This is a genomic window from Chitinophaga filiformis, assembly GCF_900102545.1.
In the GTDB taxonomy this organism is placed as follows: domain Bacteria; phylum Bacteroidota; class Bacteroidia; order Chitinophagales; family Chitinophagaceae; genus Chitinophaga; species Chitinophaga filiformis.
This window is the reverse complement of record NZ_FNBN01000003.1, coordinates 582,667-596,055: the sequence shown is the minus strand read 5'-3', so window position 1 is coordinate 596,055 and position 13,389 is coordinate 582,667. Positions and strand designations below refer to the sequence as shown.

Here is a 13,389-nt window from a genome sequence, read left to right as displayed (position 1 = left end):
CTTATTGCTAATTTCATGATGCAGATCATAAAAAACGGCTCTTTTTACAACTCGAACAGGAAAATAGTTATCATATTAAATAATTAAGCATATAAAGACCGTTTTAAATTTATCAACTCAAATCTTTGGCAATGAAAATTGTAATTATAGGCAATGGCATGGTTAGCTACAAGTTTTGCGAGAAAATACTCTCCAAATTGCCAGCCCAGGCTGCTGAGATCGTAGTTTTTGGAGAAGAGCCCCGCCCTGCCTACGACCGTGTACATTTAAGCGAGTTTTTTGCCGGCAAAACAGCAGATGACCTTTTAATGGCGCCTGCAGACTGGTACGCTTCCAACCATATCACCCTCCACCTGGGCGATCCTGTTCAGCAGATCGACCGCTCCAATAAAACAGTTCACTCATATAAAGGTATTACAGAAGCCTATGACTATCTCGTTATTGCCACGGGTTCTTCCGCTTTTGTACCTCCTATTCCTGGGGTGGATAAAAAAGGTGTATTTATTTACCGCACTATAGAAGACCTGGAGCTAATGCGCGATTATGCCCCTAAGGCGAAGAGAGGGGTAGTGATCGGTGGTGGTCTGCTGGGTCTGGAAGCAGCTAAGGCACTGCTGGACCTGGGCATTTCAGATACCCATGTAATAGAATTTGCTCCAAGGCTTATGCCCCGGCAGATTGATGAAAGTGGTTCCCGCATCCTGGAGCAGCAGTTAAAACAGCTTGGTTTACAGGTTCATACTAATAAAAATACCAGTGAAGTACTGGGCGATGAAACTATCACCGGCTTACAATTCGCCGATGAAAGCATACTGGAAGCAGATATGCTGGTGATTTCCGCCGGTATCAAACCACGGGACGAACTGGCTAAACTGAGCGGTCTGGAGACTGGTCACAGAGGCGGTATCGTGGTGAACGAACACTTACAAACTACTGATCCTGAGATATATGCCATCGGAGAATGCGCGCTCTATCATGGCATGATCTACGGTCTGGTGGCACCAGGATATGAAATGGCGGAAGTAGTAGCTTCTCATATCGCCGGCGAAGCACAGCAGAAAACCTTCACCGGTTTTGACATGAGCACCAAACTGAAACTGATAGGTGTGGACGTGGCCAGCTTCGGTGATCCTTTTGTGTCAGCAGAAACCAGCCGGAGTATCGTGTTTGAAGATACCATGAAAGGGGTTTATAAACGTATCAGCATCACCAACGACGGAAAATACCTCCTGGGTGGTATCCTGATCGGTGATGCAGACGCCTATAATATGCTGTTGCAGACATCCAAAAACAAAGTAGTCCTCCCTCCTAACCCTGAAGATGTGCTGCTGGGTTCCCGTGGTGGTAGCCAGGAGGCTGGTCCAGGCGTACTGGGTCTGCCGGACGATGCCATCATCTGCAGCTGCGAAAGCGTGAGCAAAGGCGCTATCTGTGGCGCTGTGGAAGCTGGCAACGAAACTCTGGACGCCGTTAAGAAATGTACCAAGGCAGGCACCTGCTGCGGAGGTTGTACGCCAATGGTGAAAGACCTCATTACCGGCACCATGAAAGCCCAGGGTAAATATATCCGCAACGTTATCTGCGAACACTTTGCTTACTCCCGTCAGGAACTCTATGACCTGATCCGTATTAAAGATGTCCGCTCCTTCGATGAAGCGCTGGACCACTATGGTCACGGTGATGGTTGTGAAGTATGTAAACCCGTTGTGGCTTCTATCATGGCCAGCCTCTGGAATGATATGATCCTGGATAAGGGTAATGATGTAGTGCAGGATTCCAATGACCGTTTCCTCGCCAATATCCAGAAAGGTGGTACCTACTCTGTAGTACCCCGCATCCCCGGAGGAGAAATCACTCCCGCTAAATTACTGGTCATCGCACAGGTGGCCCTGAAATATAACCTGTATACCAAGATCACCGGCGGACAACGTATCGATCTTTTCGGCGCTCACCTGAGCGACCTGCCAGATATCTGGGAAGAACTGATCGAAGCAGGTTTCGAAAGTGGTCATGCCTACGGAAAAGCCCTGCGTACAGTTAAAAGCTGCGTAGGCTCTACCTGGTGCCGTTTCGGATTGCATGACAGTGTGAGCTTTGCCATACAGATAGAGGAACGTTACCGCGGTCTTCGTGCTCCGCACAAGATCAAGTCCGCCGTATCCGGTTGTATCCGTGAATGTGCAGAAGCACAGTCGAAAGACTTTGGCATCATTGCTACAGAAAAGGGCTGGAACCTATATGTAGGTGGTAATGGCGGTTCCAAACCACAGCACGCTATTCTGCTGGCGGCAGACCTGGACAGCGAAACCTGTATCCGTTACATAGACCGCTTCCTGATGTTCTACATCAAGACAGCCGATCCGCTAACCCGTACTGCAACATGGCTGAATAAGCTGGATGGCGGCATTACCTACCTGCGTAACGTAGTGATAAATGACAGCCTGGGAATAGCAGAAGAGCTGGACAAAGAAATGCAGGCCCTTGTAGATAAATATAAATGCGAGTGGAAGGAAGTGGTAGAAAGTCCTGAACTGCGCAAGCGCTTCAATCACTTTGTGAATGCGCCTGGTGCAAAAGACCCGACGGTAAAATTTGACAACATGCGGGAACAGAAGAAAGCCGCAGAGTGGAAATAAAAGACCAGCCCATTAAAAGACATTCATCAATAAACAGATAACTTATGTCGACAGCCATTAGCACAAACACACAAACAACAGTAGAATGGTTCTATGCCTGTAACGTAATCGACGTTCCGCCTAACGGAGGCGTATGCGTAAAGTATGATGATGTACAAATTGCATTGTTCCGTTTCGCCAGACGCGATGCCTGGTATGCTACACAGAACCTGTGCCCTCACCGTCAGCAGATGGCTCTTAGCCGCGGTATGACAGGCACACATAATGGCGAGCCGAAAGTGGCCTGCCCGTTTCACAAAAAAACATTCTCTCTCGAAGACGGCCGTTGCCTGTCAGACGAGACAGAATGCTCCCTCACCACCTACCCTGTCAAGGTTGAAAACGACAAGGTGTACATAGGGATCATGCAGGAAGCATAATAACAGCAGCAGAGAGCGGGAATACTCTTATTGCTCACATTATCAACCAGAATGCATGAAACAATTGTTCTCAGCGGGTTTCTTTTACCTGCTCTGTATGTTTTTTTTGCGCACGTCAGCGCAGGCACAATTTACACTTGGCGCTCAACTCAGAACGCGCACAGAATTGAAGGACGGCCAGGGGGCCCCACTGCCGCAAGGCTCCTCCCCTGCCTTTTTTACCTCCCAGCGCAGCCGCCTCTTTGCAGGCTTTAGCGGCTACCGTTTTAAACTGGGATTGACAGTACAGGACGTCCGGATATGGGGACAGGACGGATCCACCATTAACAAGACCACTACACAGGAGAACAATGGACTGATGTTGCACGAGGCCTGGGCCGAAATTATGCTGCTGGACACAGTAGTAAAAAACAAGAACCTAAGCCTCAAGATCGGTCGACAGGAAATTATTTATGATGATCACCGCCTGCTGGGAAACCTGGACTGGGCGCAACAAGGCCGCCGCCACGATGCAGCGGTACTGAAGTATGAAACGGGACCATATACGCTACACCTGGGTGCTGCTTTCAATCAGAACAAAGAAAATGCAGCAGGTACAGTTTATAATCCCACCCCTCCGGGGAATTACACCGCTACGACAAATGGCGGTACCATGTATAAAAGCCTGGAATATCTGTATGGTGCAAGGAAACTATCTGCAGGAAGTATCTCTTTCTTATTCCTGGCTGACCAGTTCTCCAAATTCCATCCGGACAGCACAGGCGTTAAGATCTGGGATAAGGGCGTACATACGCGCATGACAACCGGACTGTATTTTAATAACAGGTTCAATAAGCTGACGCTCACTGCTGCAGGATATTACCAGTTCGGAACGAACGCCAATGCACAGGAGCTCAGCTCCGGATTACTATCTGCCGCTTTTCAATACCAGCTGTGCCAATCTTTCAGCGCAGGTCTGGGTGCAGATTACACTACCGGAGGTACCAATGCAGCAGGCAAGAGCCACGCCTTCGATCCGCTGTATGGAACACCGCATAAATTCTGGGGCTATATGGACTACTTCTATGTGGCCAGCGGATTCGGTAACCGGGGATTACAGGATTACTACCTGAAGACAAAATACAAAGCGGGATCAAAGTTTCTGCTGACAGGAGATGTACATGAATTCTATAGTGCGAGCAATGTGGTACAGAACGGTGTCTCTCTCAGCCGGAAGTTCGGTACTGAAGCTGACATGGTGGCCATGTATGCGCTGACAAAGGTGATATCATTTGAAGCGGGATACAGTCACTTCTGGAATACAGCTTCACTGACTTCAGCAGCAGTTAAGAACGTCTCCAACGCACAAAGCAACAGTAACTGGGCATATGTGTCGATCAATATCAGGCCGGAGATGATTTTTAACAAGTAAACAACATTATTCAACCAGATCTTTTTCAACATGAATACTCAACAACCTCTTAATAAACTTCCTCTCTTTTCACTGAACTCGGTGCAGATGCGTACGTTTCATACCACCTGGCTGATGTTCTTTGTCTGCTTCTTTGGCTGGTTTGGTCTGGCGCCGCTGATGCCTACCATCAGGGAAGACCTGGGACTGACGAAATCACAGGTAGGTAATATCATTATCGCGTCTGTATCCAGCACTATCATCGCACGACTGATCATCGGTAAACTGTGCGACACCTGGGGACCGCGCAAAACGGCTATACGCCTGTTAATAGCAGGTTCCCTGCCGGTATTTCTTGTAGGATTCGCCCATGATTATACAACGTTCCTGTTATTTCGCCTTGCTATCGGTGTGATAGGCGCTTCTTTCGTAATCACACAGTTCCATACATCCATGATGTTTGCTGCGAATATAAAAGGTACTGCCAATGCCGTTACGGGCGGATGGGGTAACCTCGGCGGTGGTGTAACCAATATGGTGATGCCACTCATCTTTGCTGCCATTGTAGGATTCGGATATACCAAACACGAAGCATGGCGTTTTGCGATGATCGTACCAGGTATCATGATGCTGATAGTAGCATGGATGTACCATCGGTTTACCAAGGACACTCCTGCCGGCAATTTCGATGAGATAGATCGTAGCAATACAGTGAAAGCAAAAACTGACTGGACCATACTGGGCGACTGGCGCATATGGGCACTGACAATGGCTTACGGTATGTGCTTCGGTATGGAGATCACATTTGATAACGTTGCCTCTTTGCACTTCGTGGATACATTCCATCTGTCACAGAGCAGCGCCGGTTTCTGGGCAGGCATCTTTGGCTTCATGAACATCTTTGCGAGAGCGATGGGTGGTATCATTTCAGATAAAGTAGGCGCTAAAGCGGGTATGAGAGGAAAAGGTATTCTGCTGGCAATTGTATTGCTGCTGGAAGGTATAGGACTGCTGCTGTTTGCACAGGCAGGTTCACTGGCGCTGGCTATCATATCTATGCTCAGCTTCGCACTGTTCCTGAAGATGGCTAATGGTGCTACCTATGGTATTGTGCCTTTTGTCAATGAAAAGAATGTGGGCCTGGTAAGTGGTATAGTAGGCGCCGGTGGTAACCTCGGAGGTATGCTGTTCGGCTTCCTTTTCAAGTCTGAGAGCATCACTTATGTACAGGCATTTACTTATATCGGTTATATCGTGATAGTTGTATCATTTATAGTAATGATTACAAAATTCATTAAGAAACCAGCTGCAGAAACGGCCACTGCCGGAAACGTAGCATTTGCTGAATAACAATGACAGGCAATCATCAACATAGTAAACTCCCTGCGGGCAGCTATCGAAGCACCTGCTGCTATTGCGGCGTAGGTTGCGGTATTGTTGTACACAGGGACAGGCAGGGAAAACTCAGCGTGGAAGGAGACAAAGACCATCCGGTGAACAAGGGCATGCTTTGTTCCAAAGGCATGAACCTGCATTACACCGTGATGGACACATCAGACAGGCTTTATTACCCAGAAATGCGCTACCACCGGCATATGCCAAGGCAGCGCGTTTCCTGGGATCAGGCGCTGGAGCGTACCGCAGCAGTGTTCAAACAGATGATAGCGCAATATGGCCCTGAATCTGTAGCCTTCTATGCTTCTGGTCAATGCCTGACGGAAGAATACTATGTGGTGAATAAACTGATCAAAGGATTCATCGGCAGTAATAACATAGACACCAACTCGCGACTGTGTATGAGCAGTGCAGTAGCTGCCTATAAGCTGTCGCTGGGTGAAGACAGTGTGCCTGGAAATTATGATGATATAGAACAGACAGATTGCATATTTGTAGCCGGCGCTAATCCTGCCTGGTGTCACCCGATACTCTGGCGCAGGATAGAAGCTGCAAAAGCGAAGAATCCTAACCTGAAGATCATTGTAAGTGACCCGCGTGTAACACAGAGTTGCGCAATAGCGGATATTCACCTGCAACTGATGCCGGGTACGGATATCGTATTGCACCACGCGATTGGCAGGCTGCTGATAGAAGCTGGTCATACCGACCATCACTTCATTCAGCAACATACAGAAGGTTTTGCGAAATACCGGGATACTGTCATGCAGCGCAGCATTAGCAGCGCGGCAGCAGTATGCGGTATTTCGGAAGATCTGATCTATGAAGCTGCTGCGACGCTTGGACAGGCGAAAGGTTTTATGACTATGTGGACAATGGGACTGAACCAGAGTGCAGTAGGCGTAAACAAAAACCTGAGCCTTATTAATCTCAACCTCATCACAGGAAAGATCGGAAAACCGGGCTGCGGGCCGTTCTCACTAACCGGGCAACCCAATGCCATGGGTGGTCGTGAAGTAGGTGGTTTGTCAAACATGTTGCCGGCACACCGTGTGCTCGACAATCCGGCGCACCGCAAAGAAGTAGAGGAGTTCTGGGGCGGTACTACGATCTCTGATAAGCCGGGGCTGACTGCGACTGAAATGTTTGAAGCATTGAATGACGGCCGGCTGAAAGCGATCTGGATCATGTGTACCAATCCGCTGGTGAGCCTTCCTGACGCACGTATGGCGGAAGCTGCTTTACAAAAGGCGAAGTTCGTTGTAGTACAGGAGATATCTTCCAAACCAGAAACATTACGCTACGCAGATGTGGTACTTCCTGCTGCCGCATGGACTGAAAAGGAAGGCACCATGACAAATGCGGAAAGACGTATCACCTATCTGCAAAAAGTAAATGATGCACCGGGAGAAGCATTACCGGATGCAGAGATCATCTGCCGCTTTGCCAACAAAATGGGATATCATGGGTTTGACTATGAAAACCCCGCGGCAATATATGCGGAACATTGCCGTCTTACCCAAGGCACCAATATCGACGTCAGCGGTGTTAGCTACGAGCTGCTGAAAGAAAAGAGGTCCGTGCAATGGCCATATCCCGCCGATGCTACAGATCATGGTACACCAAGACTGTTTACTGATCATAAATTTTATACAGCGTCCACCAAAGCAATTATTCATTCTTTTCCTGATGATAACCGGTCAACGCCGCCCGATCCTCAGTGGCCACTCATCCTTACCACAGGCCGTATCCGCGACCAGTGGCATACCATGAGCAAGACCGGTAAAGTCAGCAAACTGAAACAACATATTCCTGCGCCACTGCTGGAGATCCATCCGGAGGATGCTATGGACAGAGATATCCGTGAAGGAGATATTGTGGAGATCTTCAGTGAGAATGGCGTTGTGCGTGTAAAAGCGCAGTTAAGCAAATCCATCAAAAAGGGTGTGGTTTTCCTCCCTATGCACTGGGGTAAAATACTTGACAATGACCTGAACCGCGCCAACAATCTCACTAACCGGCTGCTTGACAAGATCTCCAAACAACCGGATCTGAAGTACACCGCAGTGCAGGTTAAACTGTACGAGAAGCCGGCGCAAAAGATTGTTATCATAGGTGCAGGTGCAGGCGCCTGTGGATTTGTAAAGGCTTACCGTGATATAAACACCACTGATACCATCACGGTATTCAGTAAAGAAGATCAGCCTTTTTATAACCGGGTGATGTTACCCGATTACATCAGCGGTACCCAGCAATGGGCACAGCTGGTGAAGATGACAGACGAAGAAGAAAATCTGCTGGATATTACCCTGCACAGAGGTGTTAGCGTGAATGAGATAGATCGTGAGCAGAAAACGGTAACTGACAGCAATGGCAATATACACACATATGACGTATTGATACTGGCCATGGGCAGTCGTGCGGCGACCCTCAGGGATACACCTCCGCTGGAAGGTATCTTTACTATGCGTAACCGGCGTGATGCAGATTCATTCGTCCGGCATATTGACCCGGCAGCTGGCAAAGTGATGATTGTTGGTGGTGGATTGCTGGGTATTGAATTAGCGGCTTCACTAAGAGAAATGGATATAGACGTGGCTGTTGTACAACGCACGTCTAAACTGATGGACCGACAGCTGGATGCCCTGGGCAGCCAGCTGTTGTATGAAGAGCTGACTGACCGTGGAATTGAGATCCTGTACAATGATGAGATAGAGAGATTTACCGGCCTGAATAAACTCGATGGTATAAGGTTGAAGAGCGGAAGACACGTACCTTGTCAGGCTGTTGTTATGTCGATAGGAACTGTGCCGAATATTGAACTGGCCCGTGCTGCTCACCTGCTTTGTAAAAGAGGCGTGGTGGTAAATGAATACCTGCAAACCAGTGATCCCAACATCTTTGCTATCGGGGAGATTGCTGAATTCAACGGAACACTGTTTGGTATTACTGCAGCCGCAGAGCAACAGGCAGCTGTTGTAGCCCATTACATGGCCGGCGATCTGACAGGTTATTACGAAGGATCATTGTTCATGAATATCCTGAAGATGCATGGCACTGATCTGTGCTCACTGGGCACCATAGAAACGCCAGATGATCCTGCATATGAAGAAGTGGTGTTCATTGACAAGTCTAAACGGTATTACAAGAAATGCGTTATCCATAACGACCGGCTGATAGGCGCTATCCTGATTGGCGACAAATCGGAGTTCCTGGAGTTCAGGGATCTGATCTCCAATAAAATAGAGTTATCCGAAAAACGACTGGAATTATTGCGTTCAGGCAAGAAAGCCACCCCGGTGATCGGCAAACTGGTATGCAGCTGCGGAGGTGTGGGAGAAGGCAATATCTGTGAGAAAATAAAAGAAGGCGCTCATACCCTGGAAAGCGTATGTCAGGCGTCAGGCGCAGGAATGGGATGCGGCAGTTGCCGTCCGGAGATCAAAGCCATTTTGGAGAAGGAACTGCCTTCCGGTAAGAAAGAGGAAGCAGTATTTATCATGCAAGCAGTTTAATATGATCAGACATACACAGACAGTGAGCATCAATTTTACGGGAGGGATCGTCTCTCCCGGACAACTGCTGACTATTCTGGATATAGCGGCAGCGGCCAGGGTAACCCAGGTAAAATTTGGCCTGCGACAACAACTGCTGATAGAAGTGCCCGGCAAATACCGGGATCAATTTGAAGAAGATTGTGCCCGCCAGCAGATCGTATTCCATGCTTACGGTATTGCACCCAATATCACCAGCTCCTATCCGGCAGCTGGTATTTTCATTAGTGACAGCTGGCTGAGTGAAGGTATCTATAAAGACGTATTTGCGTTATTTGACTATACGCCTGCCCTGAAGGTGAATATCTGCGACAGTAAACAGACATTCACTCCTTTCTTCTCAGGACATATTAACTGGATTGCAGCAGGGGCTGCGCATTACTGGCATTTGTTCATCCGGTTTCCGAAAAGCAGCCGTCTCTTTGCATGGCCAGAGCTGGTTTATACGAACAATATCGGACAGCTGAGTCAATGCATCGAGTCCATCGTATATCAGCGTCCATCTATCAGTAACGATGAGTTATATACACTTGTAAAGAGCAAACTGGAATATACCTGTCGCCCGGTAACCACCGAACTTGAGTTACCGCCTTTCCATCTGCCTTATTATGAAGGTTTTAACCGCCATGAGAACCATTACTGGCTGGGTATCTATCGCCGGGACGAAGAGTTTCCCCTTGCATTCCTGCAGAATGTCTGCAGGATCTGCCTGGAAACCCGGACCGGACAGTTATACGCCACTTCATGGAAATCACTCATCATCAGGAATATAGCGCCTGAACATAGGAGACTGTGGGATTACATTCTCGGTAAATACGGGATCAATGTAAGGCATGCGGCCAATGAGCTGAACTGGCATGTGGAAGACAACAGTGAAGATGCCCTGATCATCAAAAGGCATATCATCCGTCATTTTGATAATGCCGATGTCAGAACCTATGGTTTGTGTTTCAGCATCAGGATCAATCCCGGCAATAACTGCTTCGGCTCTATTGTGATCAACAGACAGGAAAGTGTCAATAAAAGCCGCCTGAAAGGTCACCAGCGCTTTGACATTCTTTATACACAGGATTTTAACCCGAATTCCGGCACTTTGCTGCCTTATCGGACAGGAGTGGCCAAAGAACACCTGGGGCCCTATATCACGTCCCTTTGCCGTGAATTCTACGAGAACAGCGCCGTTACTGATCCTCTTCAGAATTATGTAGCTGGTCAGCAGACAGTTATCAGCACGACACAACCGGAGAAAGAGGTGCATCAATGTAGCCGTTGCCTGACTGTTTACGATGAATCCATTGGCGATCCCAGCCAGGGCATTGTACCTGGCACATCCTTTCATGAACTGCCGGAACAATACTGCTGCTCACTCTGCGAGGCCCCACTGAGCGACTTCACACCTGTTACGGCAACATCACTGGGATGGCTGGCCGGCACACAGGATTAACAATATATTTGCATTTTTAGTATATGCACTACAGCAGGTAGTTACAGTGAAAAATGACAATATTTTATCGTAAAAAGGTGTAATACGAACACTAAAACGTTATAGAACTATTGTTTTTCGTATTACTTTTGCAGCGCAAATCGCGTAAATAGTTTAATATGTCTCCTAAATCGGCGCCTGACATCGTCTTAATCGGTGCGGGCATAATGAGTGCAACGCTTGGCGTACTGTTGAAAGAATTACAACCGGAACTGACCATTGAGATATTCGAAAGACTGGATATCATTGCAGGAGAAAGTTCGGATGCATGGAATAACGCAGGTACAGGGCATTCTGCCTTCTGCGAACTCAACTATACTCCCGAGAAGAATGGTAATATCGAGATCGGTAAAGCGATTAAGATTGCTGAATCCTTTGAAGTATCCAAGGAGTTCTGGTCTTTCCTGGTACAGGAAGGGTGCGTTAAATCCCCGGAGACATTTATACAGAGTGTTCCTCACATGAGCTTTGTATGGGGTGAAAACAACGTTCAATACCTGAAGAAACGCCAGCAATTGCTGGAAGCCAACAATTTATTCAAGGGTATGGAGTATTCAGAAGATCCTGCCGTCCTGAAACAATGGATCCCATTGGTGATGGAAGGAAGAGACGCTTCTGAAAAAGTAGCGGCTACCCGTATGGAAGCCGGTACTGATATCAACTTCGGCGCTCTCACACGTGCACTCATCGGCCATCTGCAGAAGCAGGAAGGCGTACAGGTACACCTGAAACATGAAGTACGCGACCTCGACAGAGAAGAAGATGGCAGGTGGTATCTGAAGGTAAAAAACCTGGAAACAGGCAAGAAAAGAAAACTACATACAAGATTTGTATTCATAGGCGCTGGTGGTGGTTCTCTGCCGCTGCTGGTAAAATCAGACATTCCTGAAGGTAAAGGCTTTGGCGGCTTCCCCGTAAGCGGTCAGTGGCTTGTCTGCAAGAATCCGGCAATTGTTGAAAAACACGCTGCAAAAGTATACGGTAAAGCTTCTGTAGGGGCTCCCCCTATGTCCGTGCCTCACCTGGATACACGTGTGATAGATGGTAAAAAGGCCCTGCTATTCGGACCTTATGCCGGCTTCTCTACTAAGTTCCTGAAGAATGGTTCCTGGCTCGATCTGCCTAAATCTATTAAGTTCAACAATATCCGTCCTATGCTGGCCGCTGGACTGGACAATCTGCCACTGACCAAATACCTGATCGATCAGGTACGTCAGTCGCCGGAAGAAAGACTGGAAGCCCTGCAGGCATTCCTGCCGGAAGCGAAGATGGAAGACTGGGAACTGGAGGTGGCAGGACAACGTGTACAGGTGATAAAAAAAGATCCTGAACATGTCGGCATCCTCGAATTTGGTACTGAAGTAGTGAGTGCCGCAGATGGCTCTATTGCAGCCCTTTTGGGCGCTTCTCCTGGCGCTTCCACTGCAGTATCCATTATGCTGGAATTACTGGAACGTTGCTTCCCTAAAATGCTGGCAACGCCGGCATGGCAGAACAAGCTGAGACAGATGATCCCATCTTACGGACAAAAGCTGGCGGAGAATCCTACTCTCCTGGAGCAGGTAAGAACCTGGTCAAATGCAGTATTACAGCTGAAGAAATAAGCAGAATTTACATACTGGTAATAAAAAAAATAGGGGATATGGAAATATCCCCTTTTGTTTTAACCTTATCTTATTGTTTCTAAGAGACGTGTTTCGGGCTGTAAGACCTAAGCCTTACAGGGTATTTTCACCAGCACCACTACATTCTTCTCCGGTTCCGCCAGTATTTCAAAAGTGCCGTCATGTAAGGCGGCGAAATACGACATCATATGACATATCGGCTGGTGAAATATTTCGCTATCCCCTTTCTCCGATGACTTGAAAGGAGACGAGAAGATATAATTTGCATAAAAGGTTCCCTTTATTTCAAAGTATCCAGGCTCAAAACTAAATACCATCTTCGGGATCTGATGGGTGGTTGAGTGCCGTTGCATCCAGAAAAAAAGGTTTAGGATCAACTGCCGCATCACGGTTTCGTCAATGTTCGCCTCCACAGGTATTTTACTATGCTGTAATTCAACGGCGGGAGACAGTAGATTGTTGTATGGCTCTTCACGTACCAGTTGTCCCAGAAAGAAATGCAAGTTGGTCATCTTTCGCTTCAGCTGGAAGGTTTTATCCAGCATATGCTGTATGATCCTTATATTCTGCAGCTGAAAATCAAGCTCTATCACCTGCGATTTGATTGATTCTGCCTGACGGGTAATCTTGTTTCCCATTGCTTTCCCGTCGTACAGTACTATGAGTTCAACACTTGAAAGAATGCTTGCTACAATAGATTTCAATTCGTGAAAGATGTCTTCTATTAGCCGGCTGTCGTCAAGGAAATTTTGTGCTGACACAGAACTTTTCATGTAACGCTGTTTACAGGCATCCCTGAAGTTGACCCCGGTGTACCCTGACTACCGGAGTGTAAAAATAACACTTAACGCGATTTCTTTTCCATTAACATTCCTACTAATACGAGT

At 47.7% G+C, this 13,389-nt stretch carries 8 protein-coding genes; 7 read left to right on the top strand and 1 reads right to left on the bottom strand.

What is annotated here, in order from left to right; genetic code table 11:
- Positions 1-131 precede the first annotated feature (131 nt).
- From nirB to BLR32_RS14665, 7 genes are all read left to right on the top strand, one after another.
- On the top strand, positions 132-2,636 hold the full coding sequence (nirB, locus tag BLR32_RS14695; RefSeq protein WP_089833026.1) for a nitrite reductase large subunit NirB: 2,505 nt from the start codon (positions 132-134) through the stop codon (positions 2,634-2,636).
- A gap of 44 nt (positions 2,637-2,680) precedes the next feature.
- Positions 2,681-3,055, top strand: coding sequence for a nitrite reductase small subunit NirD (nirD, locus tag BLR32_RS14690; RefSeq protein WP_089833024.1), 375 nt, complete (start codon positions 2,681-2,683; stop codon positions 3,053-3,055).
- Positions 3,056-3,110: 55 nt separating this feature from the next.
- Positions 3,111-4,466, top strand: a complete 1,356-nt coding sequence (locus BLR32_RS14685) for an alginate export family protein (protein WP_245705431.1) — start codon at positions 3,111-3,113, stop codon at positions 4,464-4,466.
- 30 nt (positions 4,467-4,496) lie between these two features.
- Positions 4,497-5,795, top strand: a complete 1,299-nt coding sequence (locus BLR32_RS14680) for an MFS transporter (protein ID WP_089833022.1) — start codon at positions 4,497-4,499, stop codon at positions 5,793-5,795.
- A 2-nt stretch (positions 5,796-5,797) separates the two neighbouring features.
- On the top strand, positions 5,798-9,355 hold the full coding sequence (locus BLR32_RS14675) for a nitrate reductase (protein WP_089833020.1): 3,558 nt from the start codon (positions 5,798-5,800) through the stop codon (positions 9,353-9,355).
- A 1-nt stretch (position 9,356) separates the two neighbouring features.
- Positions 9,357-10,838: a rubredoxin gene (locus BLR32_RS14670; RefSeq protein ID WP_089833017.1), complete on the top strand. Its 1,482-nt coding sequence runs from the start codon at positions 9,357-9,359 to the stop codon at positions 10,836-10,838.
- Between the two features lie 158 nt (positions 10,839-10,996).
- On the top strand, positions 10,997-12,481 hold the full coding sequence (locus tag BLR32_RS14665; protein ID WP_089833015.1) for a malate:quinone oxidoreductase: 1,485 nt from the start codon (positions 10,997-10,999) through the stop codon (positions 12,479-12,481).
- 107 nt (positions 12,482-12,588) lie between these two features.
- On the opposite strand, the gene BLR32_RS14660 is transcribed toward BLR32_RS14665, so the two are convergent.
- Positions 12,589-13,275, bottom strand: a complete 687-nt coding sequence (locus BLR32_RS14660) for a histidine kinase (RefSeq protein WP_089833013.1) — start codon at positions 13,273-13,275, stop codon at positions 12,589-12,591.
- Between the last annotated feature and the right edge of the window lie 114 nt (positions 13,276-13,389).